The following is a 21,289-nucleotide window of genomic DNA, read 5'->3' on the forward strand; positions in this document are numbered from 1 at the left end:
GTCCGAAAGTCGCTCCCCGCCGTTCACCTTGTGCCCGTAGGGTGAGCGCGACTGGGAGGTAGACACAAGTGCGCACATCTCGCGGGTGGTTGCCCGTTCTCGCCGTCGCGGTGCTCGCCGTCTCCGCGGCGCCCGCCTCGGCCACGCCGAAGCCCGGCGCGAGCGTCGAGTTCGCGACGTTCAACGCCTCGCTCAACCGCGGCGCCGAGGGCGCCCTGCTCGCGGATCTGTCCACACCGGACAACGCGCAGGCGCGCGAGGTCGCCGAGGTGATCCAGCGGAGCAGGCCCGACGTGTTGCTGGTCAACGAGTTCGACTACGTGCCCGGCAACGCCGCGGCCGACGCGTTCCGCGACAACTACCTCGAGGTGGGGCAGAACGGCGCGCGCCCGATCGACTACCCGTACGCCTACACCGCGCCCGTCAACACCGGGGTGCCCACCGGCTTCGACCTCGACCGGTCCGGCAGCGTCGGCGGCGGCAACGACGCGCACGGCTTCGGCGTGTTCGAGGGCCAGTACGGGATGCTCGTGCTCTCGAAGTACCCCATCGACACCGCGAAGGTGCGGACGTTCCAACACTTCCGCTGGCAGGACATGCCCGGAGCGCTGCTGCCCGACGACCCGGCCACGCCGGAGTCCGCCGACTGGTACTCGCCGGAGGCGCTGGAGGTTCTGCGCCTGTCGTCGAAGTCGCACTGGGACGTGCCGGTACGCGTGGGCACGCGCACCGTGCACTTCCTCGTCGCCCACCCGACGCCGCCCACCTTCGACGGCCCCGAGGACCGCAACGGCACCCGCAACCACGACGAGATCCGGTTCTGGGCCGACTACGTCACGCCCGGCAAGGGCGCGTACATCTACGACGACACCGGCAGGCGGGGCGGGCTGCGCGCGGGCGAACGGTTCGTGATCGCGGGCGACTACAACGCCGACCCGTTCGACGGCGACAGCGTCGCGAGCGCCGCCCGGCAGCTGCTGGACGCGCCCCGCGTCCAGGACACCAAGCCGGCCAGCCTCGGCGCGGTCGTGGCGGCCGAACAGCAGGGCGGCGCCAACGCGGAACACAAGGGCGGGCCGTGGCTCGACACGGCCGACTTCAACGACGAGACGCCGGGCAACCTCCGCGTGGACTACGTGCTGCCCTCGCGGGGCCTGCTCCCGCTGCGGGACGGCGGGTTCTGGCCCGTGCCGGGGACGGACCTGGCGCGGCTCAACGACGCCTCCGACCACCACCTGGTGCACGTCGAGGTGGCCGTCCCTTAGCTTGGGGGCATGAAGATCGCGATCCTCGACGACTACCAGAACGTCGCGCTCGGCCTCGCGGACTGGGCTTCGCTCGATGCCGAGATCGAGGTGTTCACCGAGCACATCCGCGACCGGGACGAGCTGGCGAGCAGGCTCGCGGGATTCGAAGTGGTGGTCGCCATGCGGGAGCGCACCCCGTTCCCCGCCGAGCTGCTGGAACGGCTGCCGGACCTGCGCCTGATCGTCAGCACCGGCGGCCCGCGCAACCCCTCGATCGACCTCAGGACGGCGGCCGAGCGGGGGATCGTGGTCAGCCACACCGGGTACCTGCCGCACCCGGCCGCGGAGCTGACGTGGGCGCTGATCCTCGCGGCCGTGCGCGGGCTGCCCGCCGAGGAACGGTCGGTGCGCGAGGGAGGCTGGCAGGTCGGCGTCGGCACCGGGCTGCACGGCCGCACGCTGGGCCTGCTCGGGCTCGGCAGGCTCGGCGCCAAGGTCGCGCGCGTGGGGCAGGCGTTCGGCATGCGCACGATCGCGTGGAGCCAGAACCTCACGCCGGAGAAGGCCGCCGAGCACGACGTGACGGCGGTGCCGAAGGAGGAACTGCTGCGCGAGTCCGACATCGTGACCGTCCACCTCGTGCTGAGCAGGCGCACGCGGGGGCTCGTCGGCGCCGCCGAGCTGGCACTGATGAAGCCGGACGCGTGGCTCGTGAACACCTCGCGCGGGCCGATCGTCGACCAGGACGCGCTCGTGGAGGCGCTGCGGGAGCGGCGGATCGGGGGCGCCGCGCTCGACGTGTTCGACCAGGAGCCGCTGCCCGCCGAGCACCCGCTGCGGTCGCTGCCCAACACGGTCCTCACCCCGCACATCGGCTATGTGACGCGCGAGGTGTACGAGGTGTTCTACCGCGACGCCGTGGAGGACATCGCCGCCTACCAGGCCGGTGAGCCCATCCGCGTCATGCCAGTTCCCTGAGCACCGCGTCGGTGTAGGCGGGCCAGGCCTCGGCCGCCCACGGCCCGAAGTCGCGGTCGGTCAGCGCGACGCACGCCACGCCGGCGTCCGGGTCGACCCACAGGAACGTGCCGGACTGCCCGAAGTGGCCGAACGTACGCGGGGAGCTGAGGCTGCCTGTCCAGTGTGGACTCTTGTGGTCGCGGATCTCGAAGCCGAGGCCCCAGTCGTTGGGTTTCTGGTGGCCGAACCCGGGCAGGACGCCGGCCAGCCCGGGGAACGCCACCTCGGTCGCCCGCGCGAGCGTGGCGGGCGCCAGGAGTTTCGGTTGCTGCAGCTCGGCGGCGAACAGCACCAGGTCGTCCACGGTGGACTCCGCGTCGGCGCCGGGGGAGCCGTTGAGTTTCGTGCTGCTCATGCGCAGCGGCTGGAACAGCGCCTCGTCCTGGTAGGCCGCGAACGGGATGCCGGAGTGCTCGGTGAGCGCGTCGGCGAGCTGCTCGAAGCCCGCGCTGGAGTACAGCCTGCGCTGCCCGGGCGGCGCGTAGACCTTGTGCTCGGTGAAGCCGAGGCCCGCCGTGTGGGCGAGCAGGTGCCTGATCGTGGCGCCCTCGGGACCCGCGGGCGTGTCCAGCTCGACCACGCCCTCCTCGATCGCGATCAGCGCCGTGTAGGCGGTGAGCAGCTTGGTGACCGAGGCGAGCGGGAAGACCCGCCCGGTGTCGCCGTGGCTGCCGAGCACGCCGCCGTCGGCGCGCACGACCGCCGTCGCCGCGTTGTCCACCGGCCACTGCCCGACCACCCGCACGCTGTCCATGCCCCCAGCCTACGAACGCGCGAGGTGCCTCTCGAACCAGACCCCGGCCCGCCCGGCGACGTGCTCCAGTGCGCCCGGCTCCTCGAACAGGTGCGTCGCGGCGGGCACGACCTCGATCTCGTACCGCGCCCGCAGGTTCCGGGCGGCCTGCTCGTTGAGCCTGCGGACGTGCTCGTCCCGCTCGCCGACCAGCAGCAGCACCGGACAGCTCACCTCGCCCAGCGCGTCGCCCGCCAGGTCCGGCCTGCCTCCCCGCGACACCACGGCGCGGACGTACTCCTGCCGCCTCGCCGCGGCGACCAGCGCGGCGGCGGCACCGGTGCTGGCGCCGAACAGGCCGATCGGCAGCTCGTGGGTGCGGTCGTCCTCGGTCAGCCGGTGGACGGCGTCGACCAGGCGCCCGGCGAGCAGCTCGATGTCGAAGCGCAGCGCGGCCGTGGCGGCGTCGGCGCGCTCCTCGTCGGGGCTGAGCAGGTCGAACAGCAGCGTGCCGAGCCGCTGGTCCTGCAGCGTCCTGGCCACCGCCACGTTGCGCGGGCTGTGCCGGGAGCTGCCGGAGCCGTGCGCGAACGCGACCACGCCGGTCGCGTCGGCCGGAATCGTGAGGTCCCCGGGCAGCGCCACGTCCTCGGTCTCGACGGCGAAGGGCACCGTCATCGCTCACGCCCCCTTCGCCAGCAATTCGAGGACCTCCTCGTCGGTGGTCTGGCCGAAGTCGTCGTACCACTGGCCGACCGCCCGGAACCCCTCCGGCCGCAGCGCGCACACCACCTCGTCGGCCTCGGCGCGCAGGCCCGCGACGGCCTCGGCCGCGCACACGGGCGTGGCCAGCACGAGCCTGCGCGGCCCGTCGGCCCGCAGCGCCCGCAGCGCCGCCGTCGCGGTCACCCCGGTGGCCAGTCCGTCGTCGACCAGCAGGACGTCACGCCCCTCGGCGCGTTCGGGCTCGCGGCCCCGCAGGTAGAGGTCCACCCTGCGCTGGGCCTCGGCCCGCTCCCGCTCGCACGCCTCCTCGAGCTCGGCGGGACCGAGCCCGAGCGCGCGCACGCTGCGCTCGTCGAAGGTCGCCGGGCCGTGTGCCGTGACGGCGCCGATGCCGAACTCGGGGTGGCCAGGAGCCCCGATCTTCCTGGCCACGGCCACGTCGAGGGGCGCGCCGAGCCCGGCGGCGACCTCCGCGGCCACCGGCACGCCGCCCCTGGCGAGACCGAGCACCACCGGCTCCACCCAGTCGCGCTCGCTCAGCAGCCCGGCGAGCCTGCGGCCCGCGTCGCGCCGGTCGGTGTACGTCTGGCTCGTGGTGACCGGTTGTCGCATCAGCTCGTCCGGCCCTCCTCGATGTGCTGACCAGCTGGTTCAGCCGGGTTCCCCGCGCCGCTTGCGGTGGATCACCCAGCCGAGGTCGACGGCCATGCCCACGGCGAGCACGCACAGCAGCACGGTGGCCCACACGATGCCGTTCACGGCGAACAGCACCGCCGCGCCCGCGCACAGCACCACGGTGATGGCGGCGAGGACGATCCGCAGGGTCAGCGCGCTGTACGCGGGTGCCGCGCCGCCGAAACCCGCGGTCGGGTCGTGGTAGCCGGGCAGGCCCCGCGCGTACTCCTCGCGGGTGCGAGGCCGCTGCCTTTCCGGTCGTTCCATGTCCGCCGGATACCCGGCGTGACGGCGTCCCATGCGTGCGAAGGGCCTCCGCCGGCGAGCCGGAGGAGGCCCTTCGTGAGTACTTCAGGAGTCGAGGTCGGTCGCCACCAGCTGGGCGATCGCGGCGACGGCCTCCTCGGCGCCGGAGCCGTCGGCGGCGATCACCACCTCGTCGCCGAACGCGGCGCCCAGCGTCATCAGGTTCAGCACGCTGCCCGCCGCCACCGGCTCACCGCCGTCCTTGGCGATCGTCACCGTGACCGGCTGCGCGGCGGCGGCCTTCGCGACGAGCGCCGCGGGCCTCGCGTGCAGGCCCACCTTGCTCGCCACCGTGACCCGTCGTTGCGGCATGGTTCGTGCTCCCCTCAGGACCGGGCCGACTTCTCGGTGGGTTCGGGCGCGCCCTCGCTGGTTGCGGCGCTCTCCTCGTCCTCCTCGCGGCCCGGCGTGCGCAGGTTCCACTTCGTGATGACCCACCGGAAGAGCAGGTAGTAGATCGCCGCGTACACCAGGCCGATCGGGATCAGCCACAGCGCGCCGCTCGCGGCCGGTGCCCCCGCGTTGAGCAGGAAGTCGATGCCACCGGCGGAGAACGAGAAGCCGAGGTGGATGTCCAGCGCGTTGACCAGTGCCAGCGACAGGCCCGTGAGCACCGCGTGGATCAGGTAGAGCGGCCACGCCACGAACATGAACGCGAACTCGATCGGCTCGGTGACACCGGTGAGGAACGACGTCAGCGCGGCGGAGAGCATGATGCCGCCGACGATCTTCTTCTGGCTCGGTCGGGCGGTCTGCCAGATGGCCAGCGCCGCGGCGGGCAGGGCGAACATGAAGATCGGGAAGAAGCCGGTCATGAACGCGCCCGCGTTGGGGTCGCCCGCGAAGAAGTTGTTGATGTCGCCGCCGTCGAAGATCAGCCACACGGGCACGTTGATCAGCTGGTGCAGGCCGACGGGGATCAGCAGCCGGTTGAGGAACCCGTAGATGCCGCCGCCGACCACGGCGTCACCGGTCACGGCCTCGCCGAGATTCTGCATGCCCGCGTCGATGACGGGGAAGATGAGGCCGAAGAGCACGCCGAGCACCAGCAGCACCACCGAGTTGATGATCGGCACGAACCGCCTGCCGCCGAAGAAGGCCAGGTACGGCGGAAGCTTGATGCGATAGAACCGCTGCCACAGCACGGCGGTCACGAGCCCCACGATCACCCCGGAGAGCACGCTGTAGGGCCAGCGGACGGGTTGCAGGTACCAGCCCTCGGCGAACCCTTCGAGCTCGTTGACGGGCGCGAACACCTGCACGACCTTGTTGAAGACGACGAAGCCGACGACCGCGGCCACGCCCGTCGAGCCGTCTCCCTTGCGCGCGAAGCCCACGGCGATGCCCACCGCGAACAGCAGCGGCAGCCAGTCGAACAGCCCGCCACCCGCCGCGGCGAGGACCTTCGCGATGTCCTCCGTGGCCGACCATCTGCCGAGCATGTCGTCCTGGCCCAGCCGCGACAGCAGGCCTGCCGCGGGAAGGGTCGCGATGGGCAGCATGAGGCTGCGCCCGAAGCGTTGCAGTCCCGCCAGCCGCCTGCCCTTGCCCTTCGCCTCCGCAGAGGGGGTGGCGCTCATGAGCGTCCTCCATGTTCCGGAAGGGGGCCGGAATCCGGGGAGTTCCGGTCCAGTTTCATGGTCACCTGGTACTGATCTCCCCGGTACCAGGACGTCATGTCCTCCACCGGTTTCCCATGCATGCTCGAGATCCGGCGGAAGACCAGTAGCGGGCCCGCCGTGCGGATGCCGAGCAGCCGCGCGGTCTCCCGGTCCGCCGACTCCGCCCAGACGGTCTGCCAGGCGTGGTCGAAACGGATGTCGTAGTGCTCGGCGAGCTGTGCGTACAGCGAGCCGGTGAGGTCGAGGTCGAGTAGCCCCGGCACGGCCCGGGGGTGGTACCAGCCGCGCTCGACGGCCAGCGGCACCCCGTCGGCGAGCCGCAGCCTCCGGATGCCCAGCGCCTCCTCGCCCTCGGCGAGGCCGAGCGCGGCGGCACCGAGGTTCCTGGTCGTCGGGACCAGGCCGCGGCGCCGCATGTCCGCCGTGAACGACATCAGGTAGAGCTGCAGCTCCATCCGCCCGGCCGCGGTGAACGTGCCCTTGCCCCGCACCCGGGACAGCAGGCCCTCGTCCACGAGTTTGCCGATCGCCGTGCGGACGGTCAGCCGGGACACGTCGTAGCGTTCGGCGAGCTCGCGTTCCGACGGGATGGCGGAGCCGGGTGGGAGCTCGCGTTCCACCATCCGGCGCAGTATTTCGCGCAGCTGGGTGTGTTTGGGGGTCGGGCCGTCGACGACGCGGTCGGGGGAGGCGCCGGTCATCGAGTTCATCGGCACCTCCGGTGCTCGCGTCGACGGGCGAAGATTGGTACGTTCCGGTCTAGACCATTTATTGATGGGGCAGAATGCTCCGTTACCCGACCGGGTGTCAACCACCGTTACGGGTTCGTGCTCCGTAACCGAACAGATCCAGGGAGACCGCCATGGCGGACGACAGGCCGGCGAAGATCCTCGCGGCGCTCGGCGGCGCGGGCAACATCATCGAGATCGAAGGATGCATCACGCGGCTGCGCTGCGAGCTGGAGGACGGCTCGCTCGTCGACGAGCCGGCGCTGAAGCAGGCGGGCGCGCACGGCGTGGTGAAGGTCGGTGACGTCGTGCAGGTGATCGTCGGCCCCGAGGCCGACACGATCGCCAGTGACATCGAGGACCTGATGTGAGCCTGGCCGTGCAGAGCCCCGTCGCGGGCACGACGGTGGCGCTGACCGAGGTGCCGGATCCGGTGTTCGCCCAGGCCATGGTGGGGCCGGGCCTCGCGGTGCGGCCGGAGGGCGGGCGTGCCGACGCGGTGGCGCCGCTCGACGGCACGGTCGTGACGCTGCATCCCCATGCGTTCGTCGTCGCGGGTGAGGACGGCCGGGCGGTGCTCGTGCACCTCGGCATCGACACGGTCAAGCAGAAGGGCGAGGGGTTCACCCTGCATGTCGTGAAGGGCGAGCAGGTGCGGGCGGGACAGCCCATCGTGGGCTGGGACCCGGACGCGGTGGTGGCGGCGGGCTACTCGCCGATCGTGCCCGTGGTCGCGCTCGACGCCCAGGAGGACGCGCTCTCCGGGCTGCGGCTCGGCTCGGCGGTCGCCGCGGGCGACGCGATTTTCACCTGGGCGGGCTGAAGCCGGTCAGTGGGACGGGGATGCCCCACCCCCTCAGGCATCCCCGCCACCGGACGACCGCGCTCACGCGGTCACGATCTGGCCCTGCTCGATGGCGACCTTGATGGCGGGCAGCGGCTCGGTCGCCGGGCCGTTCCTGACCGCGCCCGTGAACGCGTCGAACCGGGAACCGTGGCACGGGCACACCAGCTCCGCGCCCTCCGGCGCGACCTTGCAGCCCTGGTGGGTGCACACGGCGCTGAAGCCGGCGACCTCGTTCTGGCCGCGCCGCGACACGATCGCGTCCTGGCCGTCCGGCGTCGTCACGGCGGTGGCGCCACCGACGGGCACGTCGCTGAGCGCGGTGATCCGCTGGCCGGCGGGGGCCGCGCTCGACGGCTGTCCTCCTTGCGTGGGCGGGCTTTCGGTCTCACCGCCGCCACACGCGGCGAGCGCGACGGTTCCGGCGGCTGCTCCGGCAACGGCGGCACCGGTGGTCAGAACGGTGCGGCGGGTGTGAGATTGGGCAGTCATGCCTCTGGACACGAGACCGCCGCCGATTCGGTTCAACCCGGAGCGACATCGAACCGGAAAGGGCGCTGCGTCGTGTCATGGACAGAAGCCGGCACAGCCCGGCTGAGTGGCCTTGGGAGTGAAGCGATGGTCCGCTGGATTCTGCGAGTGCTGGTGGCGCTCGGCTTGCTCGGTTCGGCGTTGGTGCACTGGGTCGTCTGGCTGGACTGGGCCCGATACATGGACGTCGTCGGCCCGCTCTTCCTGGTCAACGTCGTCGCGGGGGCCGTCATCGCGCTCGCGGTGCTGGTGTGGCGGCACTGGCTGCCCGCGCTGGCGGCGGTCGGTTTCGGGCTCGCGACGCTCGGGGCCTACGTGCTGTCACTGACGGTCGGCTTCTTCGGGGTGCAGGAGCAGTTCGCCACCCAGGAGGAGGTGTGGGGCGTGGTCACCGAGGTCGCGTGCGTGGTGTTCGGCATCGCGCTGCTCGTGCCGGGGAAGGTCACGGCCGCGAAGGAGAGCGGGCGGGTGTGAGCGACGAGGCCGAGCCCCGGCTGATGCGGGCGCTGCACGACGAGCACGCGGCCGCGCTCTGGTCGTACGCCCTGCGCCTGACCAGCGGGGACCGCGTCCGTGCCGAGGACGTCGTGCAGGAGACCCTGCTGCGGGCGTGGCGCCATCCTGCGGTGCTGGACCAGTCGCAGCGCTCGGCGAGGGCCTGGTTGTTCACCGTGGCCAGGCGGATCGCGATCGACGACTGGCGCTCGGCCGCGAGCCGCTCCGAGGTCGCGACGGACGCGCTGCCCGAGCTGCCCGTGCCCGACGACACCGAGCGCGCGGTGCAGGGCTGGCTTGTCGCCGACGCGCTCGGCGAGCTGTCGCCGCGGCATCGGGAGGTGCTCATGCTGTGCTTCTTCCAGGGGATGTCGGTCGCCGACGCGGCGACCCAGCTGGGAGTCGCGGAGGGAACGGTCAAGTCGCGGACGCACTATGCGCTGCGGGCGCTGCGGCTGGTGCTCGAGGAGAAGGGGGTGACCCGGTGAACGACGCGTTCGGCACGCGAGCGGATCCGTTCGCGACGTTCGACGCCGCGTACGTGCTCGGGGCGCTCTCGCCGGAGGACCGCGCCGCGTTCGAGCAGCACCTCCCGCACTGCGGGTCGTGTGCGCGGGCCGTGCGGGAACTGGCCGGGCTGCCGGGCTTGCTCGCCCAGGTCGACGTCCGTGGCCGGCCGGACCAGGAGCCCCCGCCGCCGGACCTCCTGCCCACCCTGCTGGCCACGGTGCGGCGGCAGCGGCGGCGCCGGGCGCTGACGGCGCTGGCCGCCGCGGGGGCGGCGGTGGCGGCGTGCGTGGCGCTGGTGGTCGCACTCGTGCTGCCCGGCGGGGAACCGCCGCGGGACGAGATGACCGCGCTCGGCGCCTACCCCGTGCAGGCGAGCGTGAACCTCACCGAGGCGGACTGGGGCACGCGGGTGGACATGTCGTGCAGCTACCGCGGCGGCAAGGGCGGCGACTACATCCTCGTCGCCGTGCAGGCCGACGGAACCGTGCGCCAGCTGGCGAGCTGGTACGCGGTGCCGCAGGACACCGCCGAGCTGTCGATCGGCACCACGCTCCGGCGCGCCGACATCGACGCGCTGGAGATCCGTCTTCCGCACGGCCCGGCCCTGCTCCGCCTCCCGGTCTCCGGCTGACGCTCCGCGAGCCCCCGCCCCAGCCCGCGAGTCGTGCGCTCCCGACCGCGAGTCGTGCGCTCCCGACCGCGAGTCGTGCGCTCCCGACCGCGAGTTGTGCGTTCGGGACGGCGAGTTGTGCGTTCAGGACCGCACAGCATGTCCGGGGAGGCTCCTGTGTGGCTACGACGAACGGGTGAGATCGGCCGTGGCCGCGCGCGAACGGAGTCTTCACTCCGGTTGGCCCTTGCCCTTCGGTGTACCCGGCCACGACTCTGGACGGCGTGTACTGGGGACTGATCTTCGCCGTCGCCGGCCTCGTCATCGGCTGGGCCGCGAGCAGGGTGCTGAGCCGAGCGAGGCGCCCTGCCGCCGTGCCGGTCCGGTGGTGCGCGGGCGGCACGGCGTCGGCGTGGGCCGTGGCGGCCTGGCGGTGGTCGGCGGACGGCATGCCCGGTTGGTGGCTGCCCGTGCCGCTCGCCGTCACCGCGCTGGCCGTCCCGCTCGCGCTCGCCGATCTCCGTCACCGGCGCCTTCCCGACGTGCTCACGGTGCCCGCGTATCCCCTGGTGGGCACCGCGGTCAGCGTCGCGGCGGTGACGGGGCCCGGAGGCGCACTCGCGTTCAGGGCGGCCTCGGCCGCCGTGCTGTTCGCGGGAGCCCACGCCCTGGTACACGCCGTCGCGCCGGCCGCACTCGGAGCGGGCGACGTGAAGTTGTCGGGCAGCCTCGGTGGCGTGCTCGGCGCGACGGGCTGGCCGGCACTCGTGGTCGCCGCCTGCACGGCGGCGGTGGTCACGTTGGTGCTGGCCGCGGCAGCGGCACTGCTCCGGGTACGCCGGTGGCGCGGAGGAGTCCCGCACGGTCCCGGCCTGCTGGCCGTCACGTGCCTGATCGCGCTCTTCCCGGGCGCCGGGCTGGAGGCCGGAACGGAGGTGAGTATGGGCAGCTGAAGCAAGATCGGCGCCTCGTGACAGGATTCGGTACGTGTTGCGCTGGATAACCGCAGGTGAGTCCCACGGACCCGCTCTGGCCGCCATCCTCGAGGGCATGGTCGCCGGCGTCGAGGTCACGACCGCCGACCTGAGCGAGCAGCTCGCTCGTCGGCGACTCGGTTTCGGCCGGAGCCCCCGCATGGGCTTCGAGACCGACCGGGTCGAGTTCGTCGGCGGTGTCCGGCACGGCCGTACCCAGGGTGGCCCGATCGCGGTCCAGATCGAGAACGCCGAGTGGCCCAAGTGGGAGAAGGTCATGGCGGCCGATCCCGTCGATGTCGCCGAGCTGGAAGGCCTGGCGCGCAACGAGCCGCTCACGCGGCCCCGGCCCGGTCACGCGGACCTGCCCGGGATGCAGAAGTACGGCTTCGACGAGGCGCGTCCGGTGCTCGAGCGGGCCAGTGCGCGGGAGACCGCGTCGCGCACCGCGCTGGGCACGGTGGCGCGGCTGTTCCTGCGGCAGCTGCTGGGCGCCGAGATCGTCAGCCACGTCGTGTCCATCGGTGCCGCCGAGGCCCCGGAGGGGCCGCTGCCGGAGCCGGGTGACCTCGCCGCGATCGACGAGAGCCCCGTCCGCGCATTCGGTGACGAGGCCACGCAGGCGATGGTCGCCGAGGTGGACGCCGTCCGGCAGGCCGGCGACACGGTCGGTGGCGTGATCGAGGTGATCGCGTACGGGCTGCCGCCGGGCCTGGGCTCCCACGTCCACTGGGACCGCAGGCTCGACGCCAGGCTCGCCGGCGCGCTGATGGGCGTGCAGGCGATGAAGGGCGTGGAGGTCGGCGACGGCTTCACGACGGCGCGGCGCTGGGGCAGCAAGGCCCACGACGAGATCGACCGCGGCACGGGGCCGAAGGGCGTCACGCGGCGCTCGAACCGTGCGGGCGGCCTGGAGGGCGGCATCACCAACGGCGAGCCGCTGCGGGTCCGGATCGCGATGAAGCCGATCTCGACCGTGCCGCGTGCGCTCTCCACCGTCGACGTCGAGACCGGTGAACCCGCCGTGGCGATCCACCAGCGGTCCGACGTGTGCGCGGTGCCGAGGGCGGGCGTGGTCCTCGAATCGGTCGTGGCGCTGATCCTCGCCGACGCGGCGCTGGAGAAGTTCGGCGGCGACTCGCTGGCCGAGTCCAAGCGCAACGTCGAGGGCTACCTGGCGGGGCTCGAGGCATGGTGGGACCGGTAACGCGGAGTCGGAGGCACCGGGAGGGCGTCCGGGCGCGGAGGCTACCGTGACCAGCATGACCACACGTGGCCCGGTTGTTCTCGTCGGCCCGCCCGGCTCCGGCAAGAGCACGGTGGGGCCGCTGCTCGCCGAGCTGCTCGGGATGGCCTACGCGGACGCGGACGCCGACCTCGAGGCCGAGACGGGCCGCCGGATCGCCGACATCTTCGCCACCGACGGTGAGCCCGCCTTCCGGGCCATCGAGGAGGAGGTCGTCGCAGCGGGCCTTGGCCGGTACTCGGGCGTCTACGCGCTCGGCGGCGGGGCGCCGCTGTCGGAGATCACGCGCACACGGCTGAGCGAGCACACCGTGGTGTTCCTGTACGTCGGCATGGCCGAGGGCGTGCAGCGCACCGGCCTGTCGACCGCGCGTCCGCTGCTGGCCGGGGTGAACCCGCGCGCCACGTACAAGGAGCTGCTCGACAAGCGGCTGCCGGTCTACCGTTCGGTCGCGACGATCGAGGTCGACACGACCGGACGTGCGCCGCGCGACGTCGCCGCCGCGATCGCCGAACGGCTGTCCGGCCTGGCGGAGGAGTCCCGGCGCGAGGGCGCCGAGGAGTCGTTCGCGGAGTGACAATGCGTACCCGCGTCCGGCGGGCCGGGGTCACCGCGCCGCCGACCGGGTCCCGATGAGGAGGACGATGACCACCGACCCGGTCCGTATCGAGGTCAAAACCGCGCAGCCGTACGAGGTCGTGGTCGGCCGCGGCCTGCTCGCCGAGCTCACCGAGACGGTGCGCGACGCGTCCAAGGTCGCGCTGATCCACCCGCCGACGCTCACGACGACCGCCGAGGCGGTCCGCGAGGAGCTGGCCGGTGCTGGGCTCGACGCCCACCGCGTGGAGATCCCTGACGCCGAGGATGGCAAGGCGCTGCGCGTCGCGGACTTCTGCTGGGACGTGCTCGGCCAGATCGGGCTCGACCGGCGCGGCGTCGTCGTCGGACTGGGCGGCGGTGCGGTCACCGACCTCGCCGGGTTCGTCGCGGGCACATGGATGCGGGGCGTCCGGCTGGTGAACGTGCCGACGACGTTGCTCGGGATGGTGGACGCCGCCGTCGGCGGCAAGACCGGCATCAACACCGAGGCGGGCAAGAACCTCGTCGGTGTCTTCCACGAGCCCTCCGCGGTGCTCGTGGACCTCGCGACGCTGGAGACGCTGCCGCCGAACGAGCTGGTGGCCGGGATGGCCGAGGTCGTCAAGGCCGGTTTCATCGCCGACCCGCGCATCCTGGAGCTGATCGAGCAGGACTCGGCCGCGGCGCTCGACACGCAGGGGCCGGTGCTCGGTGAGCTGGTCCGGAGGTCCATCCAGGTGAAGGCCGACGTCGTGTCGGCGGACCTGCGTGAGTCGGACCTGCGCGAGATCCTCAACTACGGTCACACGCTCGGGCACGCCATCGAACGGCGGGAGCGGTACCGGTGGCGGCACGGCGCGGCCGTCAGCGTCGGGCTCGTCTTCGCCGCCGAGCTGGCCCGCCTCGCCGGCAGGCTCGACGACGCGACCGCCGACCGGCACGCCGCCGTGCTGCGCTCGCTCGGGTTGCCGACGTCCTACGACGCCGACGCACTGCCGCAGCTCATCGACGGCATGCGCGCCGACAAGAAGAACAGGTCGGGCACGCTGCGGTTCGTGGTGCTCGACGGGCTCGCCAAGCCGGGCCGGCTGGAGGGGCCCGACCCGGCGTTGCTGGCGGGCGCCTACTCCGTGGTCGCGAGTGGCGAGGCCAAGGACGGGGGAGTGTTCCTGTGAACGTGCTGGTGCTGAACGGGCCCAACCTCGGCAGGCTCGGCACGCGGGAGCCGTCCGTCTACGGTTCCACCACTCACGACGACCTGGTGCGGCTGTGTGTCGAGACGGGTAAGGAGCTCGGGCTCGACGTCGAGGTGCGGCAGACCGACCACGAGGGCGAGATGGTCGGCTGGCTGCACGAGGCCGCCGACGCCGGCGTGCCAGTGGTGCTCAACGCCGGCGCCTGGACCCACTACTCGATCGCCGTGCGCGACGCGGCCGCCCAGCTGTCCGCGCCCCTGATCGAGCTGCACATCTCGAACGTCCACCGGCGCGAGGAGTTCCGGCACCACAGCGTGCTCTCCGACATCGCCACCGGCGTGCTCGCCGGGTTCGGGGTGGACGGCTACCGGCTTGCCCTGCGCTGGCTCGCCGGCAACCAGGGCTGACCGCCGTCCCGGTCCCGCGGACCGCGCCGCTCATGGTGCGCGGGCTGGGGAAGCCGACGCCGGCGCGGTGACCTCGCTGTTCGCCGACCCAGGGCTGAGCCGGTTCCTGCGGGACGAGCCGGCCCCGGGCACTCTGCGGCGTATCCGCAGAACCCCCACGGATTCGAGGTCGAACTCGTTGCCACACCACGAGGTCTGCACCCGTTCGGGTGAGGGGGTTCCGTAGACTGAGGCGGTCCCGGCCGAGGTATTCCGGCCGTGGGGGAGGGATGGAGGTCCGCCGCCAGCATGCGCACCCGGCATCGCCGAGCACGTCTCGCCGGTGCGGCGCTCGCCGTCACGGTGAGCGCCGCCCTCGTCGCGGGCTGCACCGCGGGAACCACCCGGCCGCAGGCCGAGGGCGCGGAGCCGGGGATCGGCACGGGCCCCGGGCGGCCCACAACCACCGAGGAGCAGGTGCCGCTGCAGGCCGACCGGTACCGGGCCAGCCCCGGCATGGTCGCCGCGGGCGGCGCCGACGCCGTCTACAACTACGGGCCGACGGTGATGTCGGACGGCGGGCGGACACGCATGTGGTGGTGCAGCCAGTACGGCAGCGCCGCGCCGCCGGGCGACGACATCCTCTACGCCGAGGCGAACTCACCGGACGGGCCGTTCGCCGGTCTTGCCGGAGAGCGCGGCATCCCGGAGGCCGTGCTGTCCGGCAACCCGGGTGCGTTCGACGGGGTGCACACGTGCGACCCGTCGGTGATCCGGGTCGACGGCACGTACTACATGTACTACACGGGCGCGGCGGGCAGCCACGAGCTCGGGAACTCGATCGGCCTCGTGACCAGCGCCGACGGGAGGCACTGGACGCGCCCCGGCACCGATCCGATCGTGCGGCCCGCCCACGACACCCACCGCGACAACACCTACGGCGCGGGCCAGCCCGCCGCGGTGTACCTCGACGGCTGGTTCTACCTGATGTTCACCGACACCACGGGCCGCGCCGCGGGCTGGAACGGCGCGGGACAGTTCCTGTTGCGCGCCAAGGACCCGACGTTCTCCGCGGGTGTGCAGGCACTGGGGCCGCAGGGATTCACCGAGGTGCCGCACACCGAGACGGCGCGCACCAACTCGCTGGTCGACGCCTTCAGTGCCGACCTGATGTGGGTGGACGCGCTCGACGCCTTCGCCATCGCGCACCAGACCGACAAGGGCACCACGATCACCTTCTGGAACAGGGAGTTCACGGCGACGCCCTACCAGCCGGTGACGATCCCCGACGAGTGGGAGGAAGGCCCGGGGCTGTTGCGCAGGCCCGATGGCCACGCGCCGGTGTCTGTCGACGACCCGTGCGGACGGGTGCCCATCGACGTCATCCACGCGACCGTGATCGGCCGGGCCAAGGCGCCGACCGACCTGCGCCACTACGGTCTCGACCTGCACGGGCTGGACGCCTGCGCCGAGCCGGAGCGGGCGCTGGCCGTGCTCGACGGCTTCGCGATGCCCTCGCCGGTCCGCACGATGGACCTGGTGACCGACGGCAAGGTGGTGCGGGTCGACCGGCGTTCCGTGGCCGAGAAGCTGGCCGGGGTGGTGCTGGACGAGCGGCTGCCCGTGCTCGACAGGCTGCCGGTGGACGTGCGGCTGCGCCCGGGGGCGCGGGCGGTGGAGGCACCCGGTCTCGGGGCCGGTTTCCTTCTGGACGGCACGCTGTGGCCGGTCACCTCGGCGGAGGTCGTCGAGCTGAACGGCTCACCGGCCGAGCCGGTGAGCCGCGAGGAGTGGGAGGACTATCCGGCGGGGCCGATCTTGGGCTTACGCGGCTGAGGCCGCGGCCGGGTGTCGGCTTCCTCGTCCGCGCCGGGTTCGGTGTCCTTGGGCGGTGAGTGCAGCTTCCCGCCCACGAGCAGGCCGAGGCCCGCGGGCACGAGCACGAGCAGCGCCGTGAAGGCGGCGCCTCCGGTCAGCGCGGACCCGAGCTCGCCGACCCCGGTCTGGTCCACGAACGCCGCGCGGCCGATGACGTTGAGCACGCCGGCGACCGGCCCGGCGACGAGCGCGGCGATGAACCAGGTGCGGCCCGCGTCGACCAGGCCGAGCCACGCGTCGAGCGCGCTCCACAACGCGGCGGCGCCCACCAGCAGGGCCAGCACCACGGCGGTGACGGTGGTCGACTCGGTCGGCTGGAAGACCGCGATCTTCGCGAGCGCGACGGTGGCGGCGGCATGCAGCACGGCCATGCCGAGTCCGCGAACAACCCAGGACGGCATCGGCCCACTGTAACCGCAAGTGCCGTCAGGTCGAGCCCTAAGCTTGGCCCGTGGCCGAGAATTCCCGCACCGCGACCGAGACCCGCGCCGCCCGCAGGGAGGCACTGCGCGACCTGCTCCGCCGAAGCGGACTCGACGCCCTGCTCGTCACCGACCTGCTGAACATCCGCTACCTCACCGGGTTCACCGGTTCCAACGCCGCGCTGCTCGTGCACGCCGGGGGCGACGACCGCACCCTGTTCTGCACCGACGGCCGCTACACGACCCAGGCCGCCGCGGAGGTGCCCGACCTCGAGCGCGTCCTCGGCCGGGCCAGCGCGGCGACCCTGCTCGCCCAGGCGGCGGCGAAGGCGGACGACTACGCCCGCACGGGGTTCGAGAGCCAGTACGTCAGCGTCGAGCAGCACGCGGCGCTCGCGGAGGCGGCGGACGAGGTCGAGCTGCACCGGGCACCGGGCCTCGTCGAGCGCCTGCGCGTGGTGAAGGACGAGACGGAGGTCGAGGCGCTGCGCCGGGCGTGCGCCGCCGCCGACCGCGCGCTCGCCGAGCTGATCGAGCACGGCGGGCTGCGCCCTGGCCGCACCGAGCGGGAAGTGGCGCGCGACCTGGAGAACCGCATGCTCGACCACGGTTCCGAGGGGCCGTCGTTCACGTCGATCGTCGCCGCGGGGGCCAACTCGGCGATCCCGCACCACCGGCCCTCCGACGCGGTGCTGGCGGCTGGCGACTTCGTCAAGCTGGATTTCGGGGCGACCGTCGACGGGTACCACTCGGACATGACGCGCACCGTCGTGCTCGGCACCGCCGCGGACTGGCAGCGGGAGCTGTACGAGCTCGTGCTGCACGCCCAGGCGGCGGGCCGCGCCGCCGTGGTGCCCGGCGCCGAGGTGGCCGCCGTGGACGGCGCGGCACGGGACGTGATCGCGGCGGCGGGCCGGGGCGAGGAGTTCTCGCACGGTCTCGGCCACGGCGTCGGCCTGCAGATCCACGAGGCTCCCAGCCTCGCCGCGACCGGCGCCGGTACACTGTCCGCCGGTATGGCGGTCACCGTCGAGCCGGGTGTGTATCTCGCCGGCCGGGGTGGCGTGCGCATCGAGGACACGCTCGTCGTGCGGGAGGGGACTCCCGAGCTCCTCACCCTGACCAGCAAGGAACTCGCGGTCGTCTAGTACGCGGCCCACCGATTCACAGGAGAACTCACACCCGTGGCCACCACCAACGACCTGAAGAACGGCCTGGTCCTGAACCTCGACGGCCAGCTCTGGTCGGTCGTGAACTTCCAGCACGTCAAGCCCGGCAAGGGCGGTGCCTTCGTGCGCACGACGCTCAAGCACGTGCTTTCCGGCAAGGTCGTGGACAAGACGTTCAACGCGGGCACCAAGGTCGACACCGCGACGGTGGACCGCCGCAACATGACCTACCTGTACAACGACGGCAGCGACTTCGTCTTCATGGACGGCGAGACGTTCGACCAGATCAACGTCCCGCGCGAGACCGTCGGCGACGGCGCCGACTACCTGCTCGAGAACACCGAGGTGCAGGTGGCGATGCACGAGGGCCAGCCGCTGTACGTCGAGCTGCCCACCTCGGTCGAGCTCGTCATCCAGCACACCGACCCCGGCCTGCAGGGCGACCGCTCCACCGGCGGCACGAAGCCGGCGACGCTGGAGACCGGCGCCGAGATCCAGGTGCCGCTGTTCGTCAGCACCGGTGAGAAGGTCAAGGTCGACACCCGCGACGGCCGTTACCTCGGCCGCGCGTGAGAAGCCCGGTGACCTCGGACAACCCTTCCCGGCGCGCGCCCATCGGGCGCCGCGCCTCCCGCCGCCGCGCGGTGGAGTTCCTGTACGAGGCCGCGCAGCGCGAGGCCGACGCGGTGACGTTGCTGTCCGAGCGGGTCGGCTCGGTGGACGTGGACCCCATCAGCGACTACACGATCTCGCTGGTCGAGGGTGTGACGGCGCGGCGCGAGCGCATCGACGAGCTGCTCGCTGAGCACGCGCAGGGCTGGACGCTGAGCCGGATGCCGCCGGTGGACCTCGCGATCCTGCGGATCGGGGTCTACGAGATGCTCTGGTCGGCCGACGTGCCGGACCCGGTCGCGATCGACGAGGCGGTGGGCCTGGCCAAGGAACTGTCCACCGACGACTCGCCGCGCTTCGTCAACGGCGTGCTCGGCCGCATCGGCAACATCGCCGACCGCCTCAGGGCGGTGCTCTAGCCGGTCACCGCCTGGTCGTGAGCGGGACTTCGCCGCTCACGACCGCGCGGCGGCGATCAGTCTTCCTTGGAAGGGCGGGCCTCGGGCGGCAGCACGCCCCAGTCGATCAGCTGCTCGGTGAGCTCACCGGGCGTCATGTCGTAGATGATCGCGAGCGACCGCAGGTCCTCGGTGCGGATCGACAGCACCTTGCCGTTGTAGTCGCCGCGCTGGCTCTGGATGGTCGCGGCGTAGCGGGCCAGCGGGCCGACCTTCTCGGCGGGCAGCTGCTGCAGCCGTTCGAGGTTGATCACGATCTTGGTGGCCGGCTCGGCGCCGGAGGGAACCCGGCCCTCGGGCAGCAACTCGACCACCGGGACGCCGTAGAAGTCCGCGAGCTCGGCCAGCTTCTGGACGGTGACCGCACGGTCGCCACGCTCGTAGGAGCCCACCACGACCGCCTTCCAGCGGCCGCCGGACTTCTGCTCGACCCCGTGCAGGGACAAGCCCTGTTGCTGGCGGATACCGCGGAGCTTGGCCCCGAGCGCCTTGGCGTAATCGCCCATCTGGTGGTTCTCCGTTTCCTCGTCCCGAGATCGGCCCGGATGACCGACAGGGAACTCGTGAGTCGAATACTCAGAGTAATGGTTACTCGTAGTCGTCACCAGGTCAAGCAGATCCTCCCTGGCTGCGACGTCTCGCACCCGATCGCACCACCCGAACGGCTGACGAGCCTCACCTGCTACTGTCTGTGCGGTTCCCCGCCTAACCAGGGGAATCGACATCCTTTAAGGACCCGTCCAGTGAGGCGGGGAAGGAGGTCCACCGTGGCGCCACGCCCACGTGGCGCGACGGAACCGGCTGCTGAGCGCGAGCTGCTCTCGGCCGGGGACGTCGCGCGCACCATCGCCCGAATGGCCCATCAGGTCATCGAGAAGACCGCGCTCGGTTCGGGGACCGCGACCCCGCCGGTGTTGCTGGGCATCCCGACTCGCGGCATCCCGCTCGCGACCCGCCTCGGCGCGCGCATCAGCGAGTTCTCCGGCGTCGACGTGCCCACGGGCGCCCTCGACGTGACGCTCTACCGCGACGACCTGCGGCGCAAGCCCACCCGCCCGCTCGAACAGACGCAGCTGCCCACCGGCATCGACGACCGGGTCGTGGTCCTCGTCGACGACGTCCTGTTCTCCGGCCGCACCATCCGGGCCGCGCTCGACGCGCTGCGCGACCACGGCAGGCCCCGGGTGGTGCAGCTGGCCGTGCTGGTCGACCGCGGGCACCGCGAGCTGCCGATCCGCGCCGACTACGTGGGCAAGAACGTGCCCACCTCTCGCTCGGAGGAGGTCTCGGTGCTGCTGTCCGACGTGGACGACCGCGACGCCGTGCTGCTGGGGGAACGCCGATGAAGCACCTGCTGACCACCGACGGCCTTGCCGAGGACGCCGCCACCGCGATCCTCGACACCGCCGACGAGCTCAAGCGCACGCTGCTCGGCAGGGAGGTCAAGAAGCTGCCGACGCTGCGCGGCCGCACGGTGATCACGATGTTCTACGAGAACTCCACGCGTACGCGGGTGTCGTTCGAGATCGCGGGCAAGTGGATGAGCGCGGACGTGGTGAACGTCTCGGCGGGCGGCTCGTCGGTCGGCAAGGGGGAGTCGCTGCGCGACACCGCGCTCACGCTCGCCGCCGCGGGCGCCGACTGCGTCATCGTCCGCCACCCCGCCTCGGGCGCGGCGCACCGCCTGGCCGGCTGGCTCTCCGAGGGGGGCACCTCGGTGGTGAACGCGGGAGACGGCACCCACGAGCATCCCACGCAGGCGCTGCTCGACGCGGCCACGCTGCGCGAGCGGCTCGGCGCGCTCAAGGACCGGCGGATCGCGATCGTCGGCGACGTGCTGCACAGCCGCGTCGCCCGGTCCAACGTGCACCTGCTCGCGACCCTCGGCGCGGAGGTGGTGCTCGTCGCGCCGCCCACGCTGCTGCCCGTCGGCGTCGGGTCGTGGCCGGTGACCGTGTCGCACGACCTGGACGCCGAGCTGCCCGCGCTCGACGCCGTGATGATGCTGCGGGTACAGGCCGAGCGCATGCACGGCGGCTTCTTCCCGTCCGCGCGCGAGTACTCGATCGCCTACGGGCTCAACGAGGCGCGGCTGGGCCTGCTGCCGGAGGGCGCCGTGGTGCTGCACCCCGGCCCGATGCTGCGCGGCATGGAGATCGGCTCCGCCGTGGCCGACGCGCCGCAGTCGGCGATCACCGAGCAGGTCCGCAACGGGGTCCACGTGCGCATGGCCGTGCTGTACCACCTGCTGGCGGGAGACGGAGGCGAACGTGGCTGACAATCGCCCTGCCCGCCGCCACGGTCGCCGACCGGGTGCGGGTG

General features: G+C 72.5%; 28 protein-coding genes. 18 read left to right on the forward strand and 10 right to left on the reverse strand.

Annotation, left to right across the window (positions count from 1 at the left end):
- Positions 1 to 68 precede the first annotated feature (68 nt).
- Together BA062_RS20750 and BA062_RS20755 are read left to right on the forward strand one after the other, a co-directional pair.
- Entirely contained in the window at positions 69 to 1,265 is a 1,197-nt protein-coding gene (locus tag BA062_RS20750) for an endonuclease/exonuclease/phosphatase family protein (protein ID WP_110339247.1), read from the forward strand.
- A gap of 9 nt (positions 1,266 to 1,274) precedes the next feature.
- Positions 1,275 to 2,225: a D-2-hydroxyacid dehydrogenase family protein gene (locus BA062_RS20755; protein WP_110339249.1), complete on the forward strand. Its 951-nt coding sequence runs from the start codon at positions 1,275 to 1,277 to the stop codon at positions 2,223 to 2,225.
- On the opposite strand, the gene BA062_RS20760 is transcribed toward BA062_RS20755, so the two are convergent.
- The 7 genes from BA062_RS20760 to BA062_RS20790 form a co-directional block, all read right to left on the reverse strand.
- Positions 2,209 to 3,021: a serine hydrolase domain-containing protein gene (locus BA062_RS20760; RefSeq protein ID WP_110339251.1), complete on the reverse strand. Its 813-nt coding sequence runs from the start codon at positions 3,019 to 3,021 to the stop codon at positions 2,209 to 2,211. The two genes, BA062_RS20755 and BA062_RS20760, sit on opposite strands and share 17 nt — an antisense overlap.
- Positions 3,022 to 3,030: 9 nt before the next feature.
- The gene (locus tag BA062_RS20765; protein ID WP_110339253.1) at positions 3,031 to 3,678 is read right to left on the reverse strand and encodes a dienelactone hydrolase family protein; all 648 of its coding nucleotides are present in this window, start codon (positions 3,676 to 3,678) and stop codon (positions 3,031 to 3,033) included.
- Between the two features lie 3 nt (positions 3,679 to 3,681).
- The gene (locus BA062_RS20770) at positions 3,682 to 4,338 is read right to left on the reverse strand and encodes a phosphoribosyltransferase (RefSeq protein WP_110339255.1); all 657 of its coding nucleotides are present in this window, start codon (positions 4,336 to 4,338) and stop codon (positions 3,682 to 3,684) included.
- A gap of 39 nt (positions 4,339 to 4,377) precedes the next feature.
- Entirely contained in the window at positions 4,378 to 4,668 is a 291-nt protein-coding gene (locus tag BA062_RS20775) for a hypothetical protein (protein ID WP_110339257.1), read from the reverse strand.
- A gap of 84 nt (positions 4,669 to 4,752) precedes the next feature.
- Positions 4,753 to 5,019, reverse strand: coding sequence for an HPr family phosphocarrier protein (locus BA062_RS20780; RefSeq protein ID WP_110339259.1), 267 nt, complete (start codon positions 5,017 to 5,019; stop codon positions 4,753 to 4,755).
- Between the two features lie 14 nt (positions 5,020 to 5,033).
- Entirely contained in the window at positions 5,034 to 6,287 is a 1,254-nt protein-coding gene (locus tag BA062_RS20785) for a PTS transporter subunit EIIC (protein ID WP_110339261.1), read from the reverse strand.
- A complete protein-coding gene (locus BA062_RS20790; protein ID WP_425452937.1) occupies positions 6,284 to 7,039 on the reverse strand; it encodes a GntR family transcriptional regulator in 756 nt (251 codons plus the stop codon). The genes BA062_RS20785 and BA062_RS20790 overlap by 4 nt, the downstream gene beginning before the upstream one ends.
- Before the next feature lie 152 nt (positions 7,040 to 7,191).
- Here BA062_RS20790 and BA062_RS20795 point away from each other — a divergent pair, with 152 nt between their 5' ends.
- Both BA062_RS20795 and BA062_RS20800 read left to right on the forward strand, forming a co-directional pair.
- Entirely contained in the window at positions 7,192 to 7,428 is a 237-nt protein-coding gene (locus tag BA062_RS20795) for a PTS sugar transporter subunit IIB (protein WP_110339263.1), read from the forward strand.
- Positions 7,425 to 7,880 (forward strand): PTS sugar transporter subunit IIA, encoded by a 456-nt coding sequence (locus BA062_RS20800; RefSeq protein ID WP_110339265.1) that lies wholly within the window; start codon positions 7,425 to 7,427, stop codon positions 7,878 to 7,880. The genes BA062_RS20795 and BA062_RS20800 overlap by 4 nt, the downstream gene beginning before the upstream one ends.
- A gap of 63 nt (positions 7,881 to 7,943) precedes the next feature.
- Here the strand turns inward: BA062_RS20800 and BA062_RS20805 are convergent, their stop codons facing one another.
- On the reverse strand, positions 7,944 to 8,393 hold the full coding sequence (locus tag BA062_RS20805; protein WP_110339267.1) for a QcrA and Rieske domain-containing protein: 450 nt from the start codon (positions 8,391 to 8,393) through the stop codon (positions 7,944 to 7,946).
- A 126-nt stretch (positions 8,394 to 8,519) separates the two neighbouring features.
- Between BA062_RS20805 and BA062_RS20810 the strand changes: the two genes are divergently transcribed.
- The 9 genes from BA062_RS20810 to BA062_RS20850 all read left to right on the forward strand — a co-directional run bounded on the left by BA062_RS20810 (position 8,520) and on the right by BA062_RS20850 (position 16,264).
- Positions 8,520 to 8,906: a hypothetical protein gene (locus tag BA062_RS20810; RefSeq protein ID WP_110339268.1), complete on the forward strand. Its 387-nt coding sequence runs from the start codon at positions 8,520 to 8,522 to the stop codon at positions 8,904 to 8,906.
- A gap of 23 nt (positions 8,907 to 8,929) precedes the next feature.
- Positions 8,930 to 9,415 carry a sigma-70 family RNA polymerase sigma factor gene (locus tag BA062_RS20815; RefSeq protein WP_245959943.1) on the forward strand — a complete coding sequence of 162 codons (486 nt, stop codon included), beginning with the start codon at positions 8,930 to 8,932 and terminating at the stop codon, positions 9,413 to 9,415.
- Positions 9,412 to 10,068 (forward strand): zf-HC2 domain-containing protein, encoded by a 657-nt coding sequence (locus BA062_RS20820; RefSeq protein WP_110339272.1) that lies wholly within the window; start codon positions 9,412 to 9,414, stop codon positions 10,066 to 10,068. The genes BA062_RS20815 and BA062_RS20820 overlap by 4 nt, the downstream gene beginning before the upstream one ends.
- Before the next feature lie 263 nt (positions 10,069 to 10,331).
- Complete coding sequence (locus BA062_RS20825; RefSeq protein WP_110339662.1) at positions 10,332 to 11,000, forward strand: prepilin peptidase; 669 nt, start codon at positions 10,332 to 10,334, stop codon at positions 10,998 to 11,000.
- Between the two features lie 34 nt (positions 11,001 to 11,034).
- Entirely contained in the window at positions 11,035 to 12,228 is a 1,194-nt protein-coding gene (gene aroC, locus BA062_RS20830; RefSeq protein WP_110339274.1) for a chorismate synthase, read from the forward strand.
- Positions 12,229 to 12,283: 55 nt separating this feature from the next.
- Positions 12,284 to 12,844, forward strand: coding sequence for a shikimate kinase (locus BA062_RS20835; protein WP_210406942.1), 561 nt, complete (start codon positions 12,284 to 12,286; stop codon positions 12,842 to 12,844).
- Positions 12,845 to 12,911: 67 nt separating this feature from the next.
- Positions 12,912 to 14,021: a 3-dehydroquinate synthase gene (gene aroB, locus BA062_RS20840; protein ID WP_110339278.1), complete on the forward strand. Its 1,110-nt coding sequence runs from the start codon at positions 12,912 to 12,914 to the stop codon at positions 14,019 to 14,021.
- Complete coding sequence (aroQ, locus tag BA062_RS20845; RefSeq protein ID WP_110339280.1) at positions 14,018 to 14,449, forward strand: type II 3-dehydroquinate dehydratase; 432 nt, start codon at positions 14,018 to 14,020, stop codon at positions 14,447 to 14,449. The genes aroB and aroQ overlap by 4 nt, the downstream gene beginning before the upstream one ends.
- A gap of 288 nt (positions 14,450 to 14,737) precedes the next feature.
- Positions 14,738 to 16,264, forward strand: coding sequence for a glycoside hydrolase family protein (locus tag BA062_RS20850; RefSeq protein WP_110339282.1), 1,527 nt, complete (start codon positions 14,738 to 14,740; stop codon positions 16,262 to 16,264).
- Here BA062_RS20850 and BA062_RS20855 read toward each other — a convergent pair.
- Complete coding sequence (locus BA062_RS20855) at positions 16,228 to 16,677, reverse strand: hypothetical protein (protein ID WP_110339284.1); 450 nt, start codon at positions 16,675 to 16,677, stop codon at positions 16,228 to 16,230. The genes BA062_RS20850 and BA062_RS20855 overlap by 37 nt on opposite strands.
- A gap of 80 nt (positions 16,678 to 16,757) precedes the next feature.
- On the opposite strand from BA062_RS20855, the gene BA062_RS20860 reads away from it, so the two are divergent.
- Genes BA062_RS20860 through nusB form a run of 3 tightly spaced genes read left to right on the forward strand, consistent with a single transcriptional unit; the run spans position 16,758 to position 18,928 of the window.
- Complete coding sequence (locus BA062_RS20860; RefSeq protein ID WP_110339286.1) at positions 16,758 to 17,876, forward strand: M24 family metallopeptidase; 1,119 nt, start codon at positions 16,758 to 16,760, stop codon at positions 17,874 to 17,876.
- A 36-nt stretch (positions 17,877 to 17,912) separates the two neighbouring features.
- Positions 17,913 to 18,470 (forward strand): elongation factor P, encoded by a 558-nt coding sequence (gene efp / locus BA062_RS20865; protein WP_110339288.1) that lies wholly within the window; start codon positions 17,913 to 17,915, stop codon positions 18,468 to 18,470.
- An 8-nt stretch (positions 18,471 to 18,478) separates the two neighbouring features.
- On the forward strand, positions 18,479 to 18,928 hold the full coding sequence (gene nusB, locus BA062_RS20870) for a transcription antitermination factor NusB (RefSeq protein WP_110339290.1): 450 nt from the start codon (positions 18,479 to 18,481) through the stop codon (positions 18,926 to 18,928).
- 56 nt (positions 18,929 to 18,984) lie between these two features.
- Here nusB and bldD read toward each other — a convergent pair whose 3' ends face one another.
- Positions 18,985 to 19,473: a transcriptional regulator BldD gene (gene bldD, locus BA062_RS20875; protein WP_003096372.1), complete on the reverse strand. Its 489-nt coding sequence runs from the start codon at positions 19,471 to 19,473 to the stop codon at positions 18,985 to 18,987.
- Between the two features lie 261 nt (positions 19,474 to 19,734).
- Here bldD and pyrR point away from each other — a divergent pair, with 261 nt between their 5' ends.
- Together pyrR and BA062_RS20885 are read left to right on the forward strand one after the other, a co-directional pair.
- Positions 19,735 to 20,313 carry a bifunctional pyr operon transcriptional regulator/uracil phosphoribosyltransferase PyrR gene (pyrR, locus tag BA062_RS20880; protein WP_110339292.1) on the forward strand — a complete coding sequence of 193 codons (579 nt, stop codon included), beginning with the start codon at positions 19,735 to 19,737 and terminating at the stop codon, positions 20,311 to 20,313.
- Positions 20,310 to 21,245: an aspartate carbamoyltransferase catalytic subunit gene (locus BA062_RS20885; protein ID WP_110339294.1), complete on the forward strand. Its 936-nt coding sequence runs from the start codon at positions 20,310 to 20,312 to the stop codon at positions 21,243 to 21,245. Before pyrR ends, BA062_RS20885 begins: the two co-directional genes overlap by 4 nt.
- The last annotated feature ends 44 nt before the right edge of the window (positions 21,246 to 21,289 follow it).

Source organism: Prauserella flavalba (assembly GCF_003202235.1).
GTDB lineage: Bacteria > Actinomycetota > Actinomycetes > Mycobacteriales > Pseudonocardiaceae > Prauserella_A > Prauserella_A flavalba.